This window comes from Kitasatospora fiedleri (assembly GCF_948472415.1).
Classification (GTDB): Bacteria; Actinomycetota; Actinomycetes; order Streptomycetales; family Streptomycetaceae; genus Kitasatospora; species Kitasatospora fiedleri.
In genome coordinates this window covers 2,544,931-2,560,878 of sequence record NZ_OX419519.1, presented here as the reverse complement: position 1 = coordinate 2,560,878, position 15,948 = coordinate 2,544,931, and the positions used below count along the sequence as shown (strand labels likewise).

The 15,948-nt window shown below is 71.7% G+C and carries 12 protein-coding genes and 3 tRNA genes; 12 read left to right on the top strand and 3 right to left on the bottom strand.

All coding sequences use genetic code 11. The annotated features are described in order from the left end of the window. The first annotated feature begins 28 nt into the window (after positions 1–28). From rsfS to QMQ26_RS11905, 11 genes are all read left to right on the top strand, one after another. Positions 29–466, top strand: coding sequence for a ribosome silencing factor (gene rsfS / locus QMQ26_RS11955; RefSeq protein ID WP_100836116.1), 438 nt, complete (start codon positions 29–31; stop codon positions 464–466). Continuing rightward, the gene (locus tag QMQ26_RS11950; protein WP_282206499.1) at positions 463–1,110 is read left to right on the top strand and encodes a histidine phosphatase family protein; all 648 of its coding nucleotides are present in this window, start codon (positions 463–465) and stop codon (positions 1,108–1,110) included. The genes rsfS and QMQ26_RS11950 overlap by 4 nt, the downstream gene beginning before the upstream one ends. A 108-nt stretch (positions 1,111–1,218) precedes the next feature. Beyond that, positions 1,219–1,291, top strand: a tRNA-Ala gene (locus QMQ26_RS11945). A gap of 38 nt (positions 1,292–1,329) precedes the next feature. Beyond that, positions 1,330–1,402, top strand: a tRNA-Ala gene (locus tag QMQ26_RS11940). Between the two features lie 284 nt (positions 1,403–1,686). After that, positions 1,687–1,759: transfer RNA gene (locus tag QMQ26_RS11935), tRNA-Ala, on the top strand. A gap of 92 nt (positions 1,760–1,851) precedes the next feature. Continuing rightward, positions 1,852–3,144: a tetratricopeptide repeat protein gene (locus tag QMQ26_RS11930; RefSeq protein WP_282205693.1), complete on the top strand. Its 1,293-nt coding sequence runs from the start codon at positions 1,852–1,854 to the stop codon at positions 3,142–3,144. 282 nt (positions 3,145–3,426) lie between these two features. Then, positions 3,427–6,300: a leucine--tRNA ligase gene (gene leuS, locus QMQ26_RS11925; protein ID WP_282205692.1), complete on the top strand. Its 2,874-nt coding sequence runs from the start codon at positions 3,427–3,429 to the stop codon at positions 6,298–6,300. 424 nt (positions 6,301–6,724) lie between these two features. Then, positions 6,725–7,495: a hypothetical protein gene (locus QMQ26_RS11920; protein WP_282205691.1), complete on the top strand. Its 771-nt coding sequence runs from the start codon at positions 6,725–6,727 to the stop codon at positions 7,493–7,495. 118 nt (positions 7,496–7,613) lie between these two features. Continuing rightward, positions 7,614–8,579, top strand: coding sequence for a DegV family protein (locus tag QMQ26_RS11915; protein ID WP_282205690.1), 966 nt, complete (start codon positions 7,614–7,616; stop codon positions 8,577–8,579). A 112-nt stretch (positions 8,580–8,691) separates the two neighbouring features. Beyond that, the gene (locus QMQ26_RS11910; RefSeq protein WP_282205689.1) at positions 8,692–9,801 is read left to right on the top strand and encodes a ComEA family DNA-binding protein; all 1,110 of its coding nucleotides are present in this window, start codon (positions 8,692–8,694) and stop codon (positions 9,799–9,801) included. 721 nt (positions 9,802–10,522) lie between these two features. Beyond that, entirely contained in the window at positions 10,523–13,171 is a 2,649-nt protein-coding gene (locus QMQ26_RS11905) for a ComEC/Rec2 family competence protein (protein WP_282205688.1), read from the top strand. A gap of 146 nt (positions 13,172–13,317) precedes the next feature. On the opposite strand, the gene QMQ26_RS11900 is transcribed toward QMQ26_RS11905, so the two are convergent. Further along, positions 13,318–13,581, bottom strand: a complete 264-nt coding sequence (locus tag QMQ26_RS11900) for a hypothetical protein (RefSeq protein WP_100836110.1) — start codon at positions 13,579–13,581, stop codon at positions 13,318–13,320. A gap of 164 nt (positions 13,582–13,745) precedes the next feature. Between QMQ26_RS11900 and holA the strand changes: the two genes are divergently transcribed. Then, positions 13,746–14,741, top strand: coding sequence for a DNA polymerase III subunit delta (holA, locus tag QMQ26_RS11895; RefSeq protein ID WP_282205687.1), 996 nt, complete (start codon positions 13,746–13,748; stop codon positions 14,739–14,741). A gap of 414 nt (positions 14,742–15,155) precedes the next feature. Here the strand turns inward: holA and rpsT are convergent, their stop codons facing one another. Together rpsT and QMQ26_RS11885 are read right to left on the bottom strand one after the other, a co-directional pair. Next, a complete protein-coding gene (rpsT, locus tag QMQ26_RS11890) occupies positions 15,156–15,419 on the bottom strand; it encodes a 30S ribosomal protein S20 (RefSeq protein ID WP_099899135.1) in 264 nt (87 codons plus the stop codon). A 222-nt stretch (positions 15,420–15,641) separates the two neighbouring features. Continuing rightward, the gene (locus QMQ26_RS11885; protein WP_100836108.1) at positions 15,642–15,947 is read right to left on the bottom strand and encodes an antibiotic biosynthesis monooxygenase family protein; all 306 of its coding nucleotides are present in this window, start codon (positions 15,945–15,947) and stop codon (positions 15,642–15,644) included. Position 15,948: the final 1 nt, after the last annotated feature.

Below are 15,948 nucleotides of genomic sequence, written 5' to 3'. Positions count from 1 at the left end.
ATCCCCACAGCCGAGCCGGAAGAGCAACGTGACCGTCACCGACCGAAGCCAGGAACTGATCACCGTCGCCGCACAGGCGGCGGCCGACAAGCTGGCGCACGACATCATCGCCTTCGACGTCAGCGAGGTGCTGTCGATCACCGACGCCTTCCTGATCGCCTCCGCCGCCAACGACCGCCAGGTGCGGTCGATCGCCGAGGAGATCGAGGACCAGCTGCGCGAGAAGCTCGACATCAAGCCGGTGCGCCGGGAGGGCGAGCGCGAGGGCCGCTGGATCCTGCTCGACTACCTGGACATCGTGGTGCACGTCCAGCACTCCGAGGAGCGCTCCTTCTACTCGCTCGACCGCCTGTGGAAGGACTGCCCCGAGCTGCCGCTCCCCGAGGACGCGCTGGCCACCCGCAACCGGCCGGAGAACGCCGTCACCGACGCCGCCGGCAACGCCGTCTCCGGGGGCGACCTCTGAGCCGCCCGGCGGTCTGGCCGCGCATCGTCTTCTGGCGGCACGGCCAGACCTCCTGGAACCTCGAATCGCGGTTCCAAGGGACGACGGACATCGAGCTCACCGACCAGGGCGTCTTCCAGGCCCAGCGGGCGGCCCGGCTGCTCGCCGGGCTCCGGCCCGACCTGCTGATCTCCTCCGACCTGCAACGGGCCCGGCGCACCGCCGCTGAGCTCGCCGGGCTCACCGGCCTCGAGGTGCACCACCACGAGGGCCTGCGGGAGACCTACGCGGGGGAGTGGCAGGGGCTCACCAACGCCGAGATCCGGGCCCGGTACCCGGAGCAGTACGAGGCGTGGGCGAACGGCGAGCAGGTGCGCCGCGGCGGCGGCGAGCTGGCCACCGAGGTGGCCGACCGGGCCGTCCCGGTGGTGCTCGACGCGGTGGACAAGCTGCCGGAGGGCGGCACCCTGGTGGTGGTCAGCCACGGCGGCACCATCCGCACCATGATCGGCCGGATGCTGGGCCTGGAGCCGCGGCTGTGGGAGCGCTTCGGCGGCCTCTCCAACTGCTGCTGGTCGGTGCTCGGCCAGGACACGCGCGGCTGGCGGCTGCTGGAGCACAACGCGGGAACGCTGCCGCAGCCGGTCATCGGCGACGAGACCTGACGGCCGCCCGACCCGGATTTCACAGTTCCGGCTCTGACCAGCTAGAGTCTTCCTCGTTCGCAGCGAGGAACGCAGACGGGAAACCGGGGGCGGGAGTCGCGGAACTGCGGGGCTATAGCTCAGTTGGTAGAGCGATTGCATGGCATGCAATAGGTCAGGAGTTCGATTCTCCTTAGCTCCACTCCGCACCGGTGGTCCGTGAGTGGTCGTCAGTGTCGCGGGGCTATAGCTCAGTTGGTAGAGCGATTGCATGGCATGCAATAGGTCAGGAGTTCGATTCTCCTTAGCTCCACAGCAGTTCCGCGAGGCCGCTGCCCGAACAGGGTGGCGGCCTTCGGTGTTTCTTGGACTCGGCCTGGAGCTTAGGGCGGGGCCGGGCCTGGAGCTGGGTCCGGAGCTGGGTCCGGAGGGCGGGCCGGGGTCGGGGCGGGAGGCGAGGAGGGGGGTGGGGGAGGGGGCGGCCGGGGCCGTCGCGGGGGCGTCGGAACGGATTAGGGCCGGGGGCGCCGACCGTGTAGAGTTATCGATGTCGCCGAGGGAAACCGCAGGTGACGGTGGTAGTAGCAGTAACAGCATGGGGCTATAGCTCAGTTGGTAGAGCGATTGCATGGCATGCAATAGGTCAGGAGTTCGATTCTCCTTAGCTCCACAGCAGTCCGGAGGCCGTCCCGAGAGGGGCGGCCTTCGGTCGTTCACGGGACTCCCCTGCCGGGCGGTGCGCGGGGCCGCTACCGTCGTGGCATGGCCGACCTGGTGCGAAAACGGAACGACGAGCTCGCCCGGATACTCCACCAGCTCGGTTGGAGCCCGGAGCGGCTGGCCCGCGAGGTGAACGCGGTGCTCCCGGCCGGCCTGGCGATCAGCTCCACCGCGCCGTACAAGTGGCGGGACCGGGGCATGGTGCCGCGCTCGCCGCACGACCAGACCGTCTGCGAGGTGCTGGGCCGCAGCGTCGGCATCGCCGTCACCTACGAGCAGCTCTGGGGGCAGATGGGCTCCCACCGGGGCGCCAAGATGCTCTCGCCCCGGCTGCTGACCGACCCGTGGACCGCCGACACCGCCCAGACCGCACTCCGCGAGGCGGGCGCCGACGGCGCCCCGGTGCGCCTGACCGACCTGTTCCGCGGCGACGAACTGGAACAGGCGGCCCGGCACTGGGCCTCCCCGCCGCCGCCGGTCACCGGCGGGGAGGGGGCGCTGCGGATCGCCCCGGAGCAGCTGGCCGACCTGCGGCTGTCCTACGAATCCAAGCAGCGGCTGGAGCGCACCTACGGCGGCGGCCTGATCCTCGACCTCGCCAAGGCCGAACTCGCCATGCTGGGAAAGCTGTTGGAGCTCGGCAGCTACGACGAGGCGCTCGGCCGCGAACTCTACGGGGCGGCCAGCCGGCTGGCCCGGCTGGTGGGCTGGGCCAACTACGACATGGGCAACGACGCCGCCGCGCAGCGGGCCTTCGTCGCCGCGCTGCGGGCCGCGCACGTCTCCGGTGACCCGCGGCTCGGCGTCGGCGTGGTCGGCTGCCTCGCCGTCCAGGCGACGTACAACTCCGGCGGGCGGGGGCTGGACCCGGTGGCGATGCTCTCCACCGCGCTGCGCGCCGCCGACGGCGTGCTGACGCCCCGGGAACGCGCCCTGCAACTGGGGCGGATCTCCCGGGCGCACGGCCGCAAGGGGGAGCAGATCAGCGCGGAGGCGGTCGCCGAGCTGGCGTTCCGGGTGCTGGCGGACGCGACGGGGCACGTGCAGGAACGGGCCGACCTGGAGGGGATGGTCGGCGAGGGGTACCTGCTGCTCGGCGAGCACGAGCAGGCGCGCAGCCTGCTGCTCACCGCGATCGGCTCGCTCTCGGTGGAGCGGGCCCGGGCCAAGGCGCTGCTGATGGTGCGCCTCGCCGACTCCTATCGCCGCACCGGGGAGCGGGCGGAGGCGGAGCGGACCGCGGAGCGGGCGCGGCTGCTCGCGGCCGGCATGCAGTCGGCGCGGGTGGCCCGGGCCCTGCGGGACTTCGACACCGCGATGCGCGCGGAGGCGTAGCCGCGATCGGCTCGGGGCTCCGGGCCGCGGGGCCGGGGCGTGCGGCCGGTGGGGACGCGGCGGGCCAGGTTGTGTGGCCGGGGGATTGACGCGGTGGCGCGAAAGCGGGTTGAAGGGGTGCGGTACCCTGAGCCCATGCGAACTGTGCGCCTGCTTCTTAGCCGGCCGCGCTGACCAGGACCGGCTTGACGGCCGGAGTCGGCGTGGCGTCCCCTCCTGCGGAGGGGTTTTCTGCTTTCTACGGCCTGTTCGCTGACTGATGACGATGGAGCCTGAAGGACCATGAGCGAGACGACCCCCGCTTCCGGCGCGGCCGAAGCCGCCACCGAGCCTTTCCGCTACGGCGCCGCGCTGGCCGCCGAGATCGAGTCCCGCTGGCAGGACCTGTGGGAGAAGGAGGGGACGTTCAACGCCCCCAACCCGACCGGCCCGCTGGCCGACGGCTCGCCCGTCGCCGCGAAGCCCCACAGCTTCATCATGGACATGTTCCCGTACCCGTCGGGCTCGGGCCTGCACGTCGGACACCCGCTGGGCTACATCGCCACCGACGTCTACGCCCGCTTCCAGCGGATGAACGGGCACAACGTCCTGCACACCCTGGGCTACGACGCCTTCGGCCTGCCCGCCGAGCAGTACGCGGTGCAGCACGGCGTGCACCCGCGGGTGTCCACCGAGGACAACATCGCCAACATGCGCCAGCAGCTGCGCCGGCTGGGCCTGGGCCACGACTCGCGCCGGTCGATCTCCACGATCGACCCCGAGTACTACCGCTGGACCCAGTGGATCTTCCTGCAGATTTTCAACTCCTGGTACGACGAGGCCGCCGGCAAGGCCCGTCCGATCGCCGAGCTGGTCGCCGAGTTCGAGTCCGGCGAGCGTGAGGTGCCCGGTGGCCGCGCCTGGGCCGAACTGTCCGGCGTCGAGCGCGACGAGGTGCTGGGCGAGTACCGGCTGGCCTACTCCAAGGAGGTGCCGGTCAACTGGTGCCCCGGCCTGGGCACCGTGCTGGCCAACGAGGAGGTCACCGCGGACGGCCGCTCCGAGCGCGGCAACTTCCCGGTGTTCAAGTCGAACCTGCGCCAGTGGATGATGCGCATCACCGCCTACGCGGACCGCCTGATCAACGACCTGGACCTGCTGGACTGGCCCGAGGCGATCAAGCTGCAGCAGCGCAACTGGATCGGCCGCTCCGAGGGCGCCCGGGTGGACTTCGCGGTCGGCGGCGACACCGTCACCGTCTTCACCACCCGCCCCGACACCCTGTTCGGCGCCACCTACATGGTGCTGGCCCCCGAACACGCCCTGGTCGACACGATCGTCCCCGCCGAGTGGCCGGCCGGCACCCGCGACGAGTGGACCGGCGGCGCCGTCGGCCCGGCCGACGCCGTCGCCGCCTACCGGGCCGCGGCCGCGGCCAAGTCCGACGTGGAGCGCCAGGCCGACGCCAAGGTGAAGACCGGCGTGTTCACCGGCGCCTTCGCGGTCAACCCCGTCAGCGGCGAGCAGATCCCGGTGTTCATCGCCGACTACGTGCTGATGGGCTACGGCACCGGCGCGATCATGGCCGTCCCGGCGCACGACAGCCGCGACTTCGCCTTCGCGCAGGCGTTCAACCTGCCGATGCGCTGCGTCGTGCGGCCGACCGACGGCCGCGGCGAGGACCCGCACACCTGGGACGACGCCTTCGACACCTACGACTCGGTGCTGGTCAACTCCGAGCGCGACGGCCTGTCGCTGAACGGCCTGTCCGTGGTCGACGCCAAGGCCCGCGTCACCGCCTGGCTGGGCGAGCGGGGCATCGGCGAAGGCACCGTCAACTACCGCCTGCGCGACTGGCTGTTCAGCCGCCAGCGGTACTGGGGCGAGCCCTTCCCGATCGTCTACGACGAGACCGGCGCGATGCACGCGCTGCCCGAGTCGATGCTGCCGGTCGAGGTTCCCCAGGTGGACGACTACTCGCCGCACACCTACGACCCCGACGACGCCACCTCCTCGCCGAAGACCCCGCTGTCCCGCAACGAGGACTGGGTCAACGTCGAACTGGACCTGGGCGACGGCGTCAAGACCTACCGCCGCGAGACCAACACCATGCCCAACTGGGCAGGTTCGTGCTGGTACGAGCTGCGCTACATCGACCCGGTCAACTCCTCCGCAGTGGTCGACCCGGCCAACGAGTCCTACTGGATGGGCCCGACCGCCGAGAAGCCGGCCGGTGGCGTCGACCTGTACGTCGGCGGCGCCGAGCACGCGGTGCTGCACCTGCTGTACGCCCGGTTCTGGCACAAGGTGCTGCACGACCTGGGCTACGTCTCCTCGGTCGAGCCGTTCCACAAGCTGTTCAACCAGGGCATGATCACCGCCGACGTCTACCGCGACGACCGTGGCTTCCCGGTGCCCGCGGCCGAGGTCGAGGAGATCGGCGACGAGTTCTTCTGGAACGGCGAGCAGGTCCGCCGCGAGGCGGGCAAGATGGGCAAGTCGCTGAAGAACGCGATCGCCCCGGACGAGTTCGCCGACGAGTACGGCGCGGACACGCTGCGCCTGTACGAGATGTCGATGGGCCCGCTGGACGTCTCCCGCCCCTGGGACGCCCGGGCCGTGATCGGCTCCTACCGCTTCCTGCAGCGGCTGTGGCGCAACATCGTCTCGGAGGTCACCGGCGAGCTGGTGGTGACCGAGGAGGAGCCGGACGAGGCGACGCTGCGCGCGCTGCACAAGGCGATCGACGGCATCCGCGGCGACATGGCCGGCATGCGGTTCAACACCGCCGTGGCCAAGGCCATCGAGCTGAACAACTTCCTGGTGAAGCGCGGCTCCACGCCGCGTTCGGTCGCCGAGCGGATCGTCCTGCTGGTCGCCCCGCTGGCGCCGCACATCGCCGAGGAGCTGTGGCGCCGCCTGGGCCACGAGGAGTCGCTGGCCTTCGCGGACTACCCGGTCGCGGACCCGGCGTACGTGGTCGACGAGACGGTGACCTGCGTCGTGCAGATCAAGGGCAAGGTCAAGGCCCGCCTGGAGGTCTCGCCGTCGATCTCGGACGCCGAGCTGGAGGCGCTGGCCCTGGCCGACCCGGCCGTGGTCGCGGCCGTCGGCGGCGCGGAGGTGCGCAAGGTCATCGCCCGTGCGCCGAAGCTGGTGAACATCGTCACTGCCTGACGAGACCCGGGCCGACCCGCTGTCGGCCGGATCGGGCCGGTCACTCCCGCCGCGGGGTGGCCGGCCCTTTACCGTCCACGGGTACGGGCGGGCCGGCAGTCGGAGAAGTGCGAACAAGGTGGCTCCGTTCTTCGTGCGTGGTTTTCGTGCGTGCTCTTCGGATGCGGCCCTCGTGGGTGGCCTTCGGATGTGGCCTTCGAATGCAGGCCGGGCAACGGGTCCGACCTGGGCCGCAGGGTGCGGACACCGTCCGGGAGTAAGGGAGATCGCTTGGGGACATCCCTGAGCTGTCCCTGATCTCGGGCCTGAGGCATGCCCGCGACCTGCTGTCGGTCGCCGCTCCGGGCTACGGTGGAGGTTCCGGCGGACGCGCGGACCGCACCGGGCGGTCCAGGGCCGGTCACGGGCGGAAGGTGGGCTCCTGATGGAAGCGCTCGGTGTAGTGGTCGCGCTGTTCGGGGTGGCGCTGCTGGTGATGGCCGTGGTCGGAACGGTGAAGGCGGCGAAGGCGGTGGCGGCCAAGGTCGACCGACACAGCGCCAACGCCCAGCGGGCGGTGGAGAACGCGGCCCTGAAGGCGAAGAGCATCACCAGGCCGGGGGAGCAGGGCCGGATCGCTGCGCTCCGGCTGTCCCTGCGCACCGCCCTGGACTCCACCCGCCAGGTCCTGGAGTCCGGCCTCCCGCAGGACGGCCAACTCGGCGACGCGCTCCAACTGCTCGCCCGCCTCGACTCGCACGCCGCGGAACTCGACTCCGAACTCCGCATGCTGGAGCGCGAGCCGCAGAACAGCCGGGTCGCCGCCAAACTCCCCGAACTGCGCGAGCGCACTGAGCGGATCACCCACTCCGCGGACTCCCTGCGCTGGGCCGCCCAGGACCGGATGCGCCGCTTCGCCGACGACGAGCTCGCCCGCCTCGGCAAGGAGTGCCAGGACGAGGCCGGTGCTCTGCGCCACTGGACCCCCGCCGAGCCCACTGCCGCTGACGGCCTCGGCACCGCCTCGGCCCCCGCCGACGGAACGGACTCCCCGGGCACCGCCGCCTCTGCGGAGGAGCCCGTCGACCGCCGCAAGGGACTCGGCTCCGGCCGCCCGACCAGTGCCGAGGAACTGCTGGGGTTGGCCGCCGAGCCGCTCTCCCGCCTCGCCGACCGCCTCCGCAAGCCGAACCCGGCAGGACCCAACCGCCCCTGACCCCGCGTCACGAGACGGTCGCTTTCCGTGTGCGGAGAAATTACCCCACCCCCTGAGGAGCAAACCACCGAATAACGAGCGCTGTCTTCTCGGCCCCGTGGCGGGTAACCTCCGGCACATGCCCGGCCACCTCGCACTTGTCACGGATTCCACCGCGTATCTGCCCCAGCAGGCAGTGGACCGGCACCGCATCAGGGTGGTCCCGCTCAGCGTCGCGGTGGGTGACGAGGTCTTCGCGGAAGGCGTCGAGATTTCCCCGAAGGACGTCGCGGAGGCCCTGCGCTCCAAGCAGCGGGTGACGACTTCCCGCCCCAGCCCCGAGACCTTCGCCGCCGCCTACCGGGCGGCCGCCGAAGCCGGTGCACGCGGCATCGTCTCCATCCACCTGTCGGCCGAGCTCTCCGGCACCGCGGAGGCCGCCCAACTGGCCGCCGCCGAGGTTTCGATCCCAGTCCGGGTGGTCGACAGCCGACTGGTCGGTATGGCCCTGGGCAGCTGCGTCCTGGCCGCAGCCGAATCGGCCCAGGCGCTGGACGCGGCCCGGGCCGGTTCGGCGTCCGGCGGCGGAGGCGGAGGCGGAGACGGAACTGACGGCGGCCAGGGCGCAGCTGTCGACGCCGATGCCGACGCCGTCGAGGTGGACCTCGACCGGGTGGTCGCCGCCGCCGAAGACCGGGCCGCCGGCACCGCAAGCTTCTTCTACGTCGACACCCTGGAGCACCTGCGGCGCGGGGGCCGGATCGGAACCGCTCAGGCACTGGTCGGCTCCGCACTGGCGGTGAAACCACTGCTGCACCTGGCCGGAGGGCGGATCGAGCCGCTGGAGAAGGTCCGCACCGCCTCCCGGGCGATCGCCCGGCTGGAAGAGATCGCCGTCGAACGCGCGGGTCAGCGGCCGGTGGACATCACCGTCCACCACCTGGCCGCCGAAAACCGGGCCGAACCACTGGCGGAACGGCTGCGGGAACGGGTGCCCGGGCTGAAAGAGCTCTACGTCAGCGAGGTCGGCGCTGTGATCGGTGCGCACGTCGGCCCCGGATTGCTGGCCGTAGTGGTCTCTCCGATCGTCGCATCGTCGGACTGAACCCCGCTGGAATCACTCGTTCGAGCGACAAGAGTTATCCACAAGCCGGAGTTATCCACAGGGGTGGGCGAATTCTCCGACGGGTCGTCAGCACCGTTCTACTGTCCTCGGCATGAGGACCATCACCACCCCCCAAGCCCGTCGCCGTCTGGCCATCGCAACCGCCCGGGTCCGTCTCGACCGAATCCTCCCGGCAGACCTGCCTGCCGACTCCGACCTCCTCGCACTCGAACCGCCTTCAGCTGCCGCAGACGGTCTGCCGCTGTGGTCGGCGCACGACGCGGAGTCCGATTCGGCGGCGTTCTCGGAACGCCGACCCGAAGAGATCGCGACAGCTGAACCCCTTGCTCCGGTGCGGGCGGAAGCGCCCGTGGCATCGAGAGCCGATTCGCCGCCGGAGCGAGATCCTCCCGGCGGCGGAGCGTCGATTCGGGACGGCGTCGACCCGCTGGAAGGCGCTTCCTCTCCGGAGTGGCCCGCCGACTCCGATCCGTTCGACGACAACTGGGCCGACACTCCGTCGGACCTGGACCTGCCGCCACCCGAAGCTCCACCGACCCCGAACCCCGCCGCCGTGTCCCACACCACCCCGCCGAAACTGCCCCTGCGGTTCCGCCTCCCGGGCGCGCTCGCCCTCGACCGCCGGGCCGTACTCGGTCTGACCGTTCTGCTCGTCCTCGCCACGGGCTATGCCGTCCAGCACTTCTGGCTCGGCCGACCGCACCCCGTTTCCGTCCCCGCTGTCGCGACAGCCGAATCCGTCTCCGACCGGACCACGGAAGGAGCGGCAGTACTCCAGCCGACCGGACCGCCCCTCGTCATCGACATCGCCGGGAAAGTCCAACACCCCGGCCTGCGAACCCTCCCCGCGGGTTCAAGGGTCGCCGATGCCCTGGCCGCCGCCGGCGGCCCGCTCCCCGACACCGACACCAGCCTCCTCAACCTCGCCCGCCCACTGACCGATGGAGAGCAGATCCTCGTAGGCACCGACCCCCTCCCCGGTAGCGCGGCCACGGGCGAAGCCCCAGCAGGCCCCGTGAGCCTCAACCGCGCCGGCGCGGACCAACTCGACACACTCCCCGGCGTGGGGCCCGCACTGGCCCAACGCATCCTCCAGTACCGCCTCGCCCACGGTCCCTTCCAATCCGTCGACCAACTCCGCCAAGTCCCCGGCATCGGCCCGCGGAAGTACGAAGACCTCAAACCGCTCCTGACCCTCTGACCGGTCGCTCCCGCCAGGTTCGGCCGGGCCATCGTCCGGCCTGAGAACGTACGAGGAGGTCTCAGCTCGCTCCTGCTGCACGCCACGTCTTGTACTGCCACTGCGGGTCCTGGCCGGGGACCCCGCCGCCTGCCGACCAGGAGACAGGGGGTGAGACTCGAATTACCACCTTCGCCGCTCTGTTCGACCACGTACTTCGCCCCTGCGGTCGGACGGCTCTGACCGCTCCGCCCGAGCTCTGACCGGGCCCACCCCCTGTGGTGAGGCCACCGCGACAAACGCTGCTGCATCGCTGTCGGGAGGCTGCCCCTGCTCAGCTCTCGCTGCTCGGCGTGAGGTGAGCAGACCTCACGCCGAGTACAGCCCCGAAAACCGGTGAGTCCGCACGGCTTTACCGAAACAGTCGCCAAGTCGGCTTTACAGAAGGCTTGTTGGCCAACCGCCGCATTGGCCCGAGCCTGCGCCTACCCAAGCTCCCAGACGAATCGAGAGCATCAACCAGCTTTCCCGCCAAGGAGGTCGTGCACGGGAAGAAACCACCGCTGCCTTGTGGACCACCCGCCGTTCACCGCCGCCCGCTGCCCCGCCGAAAGGAGGAGCTTCGATGCCGGCCGCGCCGCCTCTCGTTCACCACCGGACCGACTACCGACTGCTCCTCCCGGCTTGCACCGCATGGGCAGTGACCGCCGCTGTCCCCGCTCTGGATTCGGACCGACACCCTTTGCTGCTGCTGGCCGCCCTGGTGGCTGCGCCGGCCTCCCTCGTCCTGCTCGCCACGAAAGGACCTCGTCGATCGATTCACCGTCTGACCGCGGCGGTCCTGCTGACCGCCGCCGCAGCGGCCACCACCACCGTCCTGCACACCGCAGACCTGCACCGCGGCCCACTGCCCGCACTGGCCCGTCCCGCCGCACCGCCCGCTGCGGTCGGGCAGCGGGTCAACGGTGACGGGCAGGGCGCTGCGGAGCAGCCCGTGGACGAGAAACCTGCCCATCCCGAGATCACCGTCGAGCTGACCGTCACGGGCGATCCGAAACAGCACGGCTCGCACACCCAGGGCAGCTCCCTGTCCAGACCGACGCTCACCATCTCCGCACTCGTCACCCGAGTCCGTGCCGCTCCGCGCCCCCGCGGCGGCTCTCCGCCGCCGCCCATCGCGACCCGCACACCTGTCACTCTGCTGGTCCGCTCCCAAGACGACTACCCCTGGAGGCAGTTGACCCCATCCACCGAACTGGAACTGCGGGCGGAGGTGCTGCCGGAGCGGCCACCGACGGCCGGTGCGGCGGGAGGGAGGTCCCGGAGCGACAGCGCGGCGCTGCTCGTCCCTCAGGGGCAGCCGCGTGTCATCGCTCCGCCGAACCTCCCGCAGCGCCTCGCGGCCCACCTCCGCAAAGGACTTCGGGACGCCTGCGACCACCTTCCGCCGGACACGCGCGGGCTGCTCCCCGGACTGGTGGTGGGTGACGTGTCGCGGCTGCCCGACGATCTGGCGGACGCGTTCCGGGCCACCGACCTGGGTCACCTGGTCGCGGTGAGCGGCGCCAACCTGGCGATCGTCCTGGCCGTCCTGGTCGGTGGCACGCCCAGTGAACCCGACGCCCCAGGACGCGGTGGCCTGGCCGGGCTGCTGGGCCTCTCGTTCCGCACCACGGCGCTGCTCGGAACCGCGCTGACGCTGGCGTTCGTCACCGTCTGCCGGCCCGACCCGAGCGTGCTCAGAGCCGGGGCCACCGGGCTGATCGGTCTGCTCGCGCTGGCCACCGGCCGACCGCGGAGAGGCGTCCCCGCGCTGGCCGGCGCGGTACTGATCCTGATCCTGGTGGACCCGTACCTGGCCCGCTCGTACGGGTTCCTGCTCTCCGTGCTGGCCACGGCCGGACTGTTGGTGCTCGGCCCGCGGTGGACGGCGGCGCTCCGGGCGCGCCGCTGGCCGCACCACCTGGCGGCGGCGGTCGGTGCCACCGCGGCGGCGCAGGCGTTCTGCTCGCCGGTCACCGTGTTGCTCGCGCCCCGGGTCAGCCTGGTCGGGGTGCCGTGCAACCTGCTGGCCGAGATCGCGGTCGCCCCGGCCACCCTGCTCGGATTCGGCGCGCTCACGGTCGCACCCTTCTCCAAGGGAACCGCGGAGTTCCTGACGGACCTCGCGGCACTGCCGGTCGGCTGGTTGGCCGCTGTCGCGAGGCGCGGGGCGGAACTTCCGGGGGCCGAACTTGCCTGGCCCGCCGGGACGTTCGGTGCGGCCCTGCTGGTGGTGGTGATCGTGTCGCTGGCCTGGGCGGTGCCACCACTGCTGGCCGGCCGCCAGAGCCGACATCGGCGGACGAGGGTGTTGGTGGCGCTCGTGGTCGCCCTGTTGCTGCCGCTGGTGCTGCTGCGCCCGCCCTCCGTCGTCCGGTTGGCGACCGGGTGGCCCGCGTCGGGCTGGCGGCTGGCGATGTGCGACATCGGGCAGGGCGACATGACGGTCCTGCCCGTCGGGCCGGGCACTGCCGTGGTGGTGGACGCCGGACCCGACCCCAAAACGGCCGACGCCTGCCTACGGGGCCTCGGGGTGACCAGGATTCCCCTCCTGCTCCTCACCCACTTCCACGCCGACCATGCGGAAGGCATCCCCGGCGTACTGCGCGGCCGGTCGGTCGGGGCGATCGAGGTGACCACCTCGGACGAGTCGGACGGCGAACGCTCCCGGGTGCTCCGCTGGGCGGCGGGCGGCGGCATCCCGGTGGTGCACGCGCGGCGCGGCGAACGGCGCAGTGCCGGGGCCGAACTCACCTGGGAGGTCCTGTGGCCCACCTCGCCCCCGGCGTCCGACGCCGAGGGGCCGAACAACTCCAGCATCGCGATCCTCGCCGTGCTCGGCCCGCCCACGGCCCCGTTGCGGGTCGCCCTGCTCGGAGACCTGGAACCTCCGGCCCAGTCCGCCCTGCTGGCACTCGGCGTGCCGCCACTCTCGCCGATGGCCAAGTCTTCGTCTTCGCTGCTCGAACCAGGAGGTGGAGCGTCAAATCCACTGGAAAGTACGGTGATTGAAGGTGAAGTCCCTGCGGGAGGGGGTGCGGGTGCCGGCCTGGGCACGATTCGAAGCGGTCCGGGGCCGCCCGGGGTGGGACGGGTGGATGTCCTGAAGGTGGCGCACCACGGGTCGGCGAACCAGGACTGGTCGTTGATGGCCGCGCTCCGTCCGCGGTTGGCCCTGATCTCCTGCGGCGTGGGTAACCCGTACGGGCATCCGGCGTCCCAGACCGTGGCGGGACTGAAGGCGCTGGGGGCGACGGTGGTCCGGACCGACAGTTCCGGGGACATCGCGGTTCTGGGCGACTCGAGGGACCTGGCCGTGGCGACGCACCCGCACCCGGTTCACGGTTGAGCGGTCCCGACCCGGGGTTGGGCCCGGCCCGAGGCGGGGCCGGGCCGGGGGACGGTCCGGAGCCGAAGCGCCCGCCCGAGCGGGTGGTGTACCTCGCTCGGGCGGGGCCAGGCGGTGACGAGGGGAGTGGCGAACGGGGCGGGACGTCAGCCCTGCTCCCGCCACCCGTCCTGTTCGGCGACGAGCTGGTCGAGTTCGCTCAGCAGGCGGGTGGTCCAGCCGTCCTCCTCGGGGGCCTCCACCACCACCAGCCACTGGGCGTCCTCGGCGTCGTCCTCCCCGGCGAGGGAATCCCGGACCACCTCGACGTCGCCCAGTTCGGGCCAGCGCGCGCTCAACTCCTCAGCGACCTCCTCCGCCGCATCGCGGTCGGGGAGGACGAGCAACTGACGGTCATTGTTCTCGATCACGTCGTTATTGTCCTCGGCCCCGCAGCCGGTACGGCACCGGCCCCGCTTCCCCGGCGGGCGGCGTGCGGAGGTGCCAGGAGGCAGGGAAGGGAGGCACCCGGTGCGGTACGGGAAGAGGACGTGGCGCGGAGGGCTGTCCGTATGGCGTGCGATCCTGGTAGGCGATGGCCAGGAAGAGTGCACCCGACGACCTGCTCGCCCCGCTGACCGTTGCGGTCGGCCAGGAGGAGCTGCTGCTGGACCGCGCGGTTGCCGAGGTGGTGGCGGCGGCCCGGGCGGCGGACCCGGACACGGACGTCCGGGACCTCGCGCAGGGGGCGCTGCAGCCCGGGCAGTTGGCGGAGCTCACCACACCCTCGCTCTTCGCGGAGCGGAAGGTCATCGTGGTCCGGGCCGCGCAGGACCTCTCGGTGGACTCGGTCAAGGAGGTCAAGGCCTACCTGGAGTCGCCCGCCGAAGAAGTGATCATGGTGCTGGTGCACGCGGGCGGTGCCAAGGGCAAGGGGCTGCTGGACGCGGCGAAGAAGGCGGGCGCCCGGGAGGTCGCCTGCGCGAAGCTCACCAAGGCGAGCGAGAAACTGGCCTTCATCCGCAACGAGTTCCGCACCCTGGGGAGGGCCGCCAACCCCGAGGCCTGCCAGGCGCTACTGGACTCGCTGGGCAGCGATCTGCGGGAACTGTCGGCCGCGTGCAGCCAGTTGACCGCCGACATCGAAGGCCCGATCGACGAGGCGGCGGTCGCCAAGTACTACAGCGGTCGCGCCGAGGCGACCGGCTTCGAGGTGGCCGACCTTGCGGTGACCGGCCGGGCCGCCGAGGCGCTGGAACGGCTGCGCTGGGCGCTGGCGGTCGGCCAGCCGCCGACCGGCATTACCTATGCCCTCGCCTCCGGTGTCCGCAGCATCGGCCGGCTCGCCTCGGCCGGCCGCAATATGCGGCCCGCCGACCTGGCGCGCGAGTTGGGCATGCCGCCGTGGAAGGTGGACCGGGTGCGCCAGCAGATGCGCGGTTGGACCGGCGACGGGGTGGCCGCCGCGCTGACCGCCGTCGCCCAGGCCGATGCCGCTGTGAAGGGCGGCTCCGACGACCCCGCGTACGCGTTGGAACGCGCCGTCGTCGCCGTCGCCCGCGCCTCCCGGGCCGGTTCCCGCCCCTACTAGGCACCAGGGGACCCGCGTACACCTGCCGGGGCTGGGAGTTTGCCGGCCGGCCGGTGTCGGTGGGGCGTTCCGGGCCGGGCGGGTCCGGGTGCCTCGCCGGTGCGTTCGGGAGAGGGAAGCGACCCGGTCGGAAGAGTGCCGGAAACGCCGACTGCCCGCCCGGGAGGCCCGGGCGGGCAGGGAGTGGAGGCCCGTGGACGGGCGCTCGCACTGTGAAGCTGTGTACCGCACCCGCGTGGCGAACGCAGGCCGCGTGCGGTACGGGACGTACGGCTCGTCGGAACTCCGGGTAGAGGGCCGGGGTTTCCGGGAGCGGGTGGTCGGCGGTGGCGGGTAGAGGGCCGCGGGTTCACGCCGACCGGAGTGGTGCCTGGTGGCACCGGGTGTACGGCGGGGCCGTACGGAAGAACTGGATCAGGCGGCGACGTTGACGCGCTTGGTGATCGCCGACTTCTTGTTGGCGGCCTGGTTCTTGTGGATGACGCCCTTGCTCACGGCCTTGTCGAGGGCCTTGGAGGCGGCGCGGGCCAGCACGACGGCCTTCTCGGTCTCGCCGGCGGCAGCGGCCTCGCGGGCCTTGCGCAGAGCGGTCTTCAGCGAGGACTTGACGGCCTTGTTGCGCAGGCGCGCCTTCTCGTTGGTCTTGTTGCGCTTGATCTGGGACTTGATGTTCGCCACGAAAGAGCCTCAGTCTGTTGTGAATCGTTGCTACGACGGGTGGCACTCCTGGTGCCGCTCGGGCAGCTGAGAGGGCATGCCGAGGGCGGAGTGCAGCGCCCCACGCTACCAGGGCCGCCCCGGCCCGCCCAAACCGGACCGCCGCCCCAGCCGCCCTCCCCGGCCGTTCCCGTGCAGTTCCCTCGCCCGCGGGCCGCGGCCCGCGGGCGAGGGATCAGGCGGTCAGGCGGTGAGCAGCGGCTCGCCGTAGTGCTCGACGGTCGGGAACGGGTCGTAGAAGCGGTGCAGCAGTTCGCGCCAGCGCGCGTACTCGGGGGAGCGGCGGAAGCCCTCGGTGTGGTCCTCCAGGGTGTCCCAGCCGACCTGGAGCAGGAAGCGCGAGGTGCGCCCCGCGTCCAGGCAGCGGCGCAGTTCCAGGGAGCGGAAGCCGGGTTGGACGGAGATCAGCGGGCGGGCCTCGGCGAAGGCGGCGAGGAACTCCTCCTCCCGGCCGGGGAGGACGTCGAGCAGGGCGCTTTCCAAGATCATG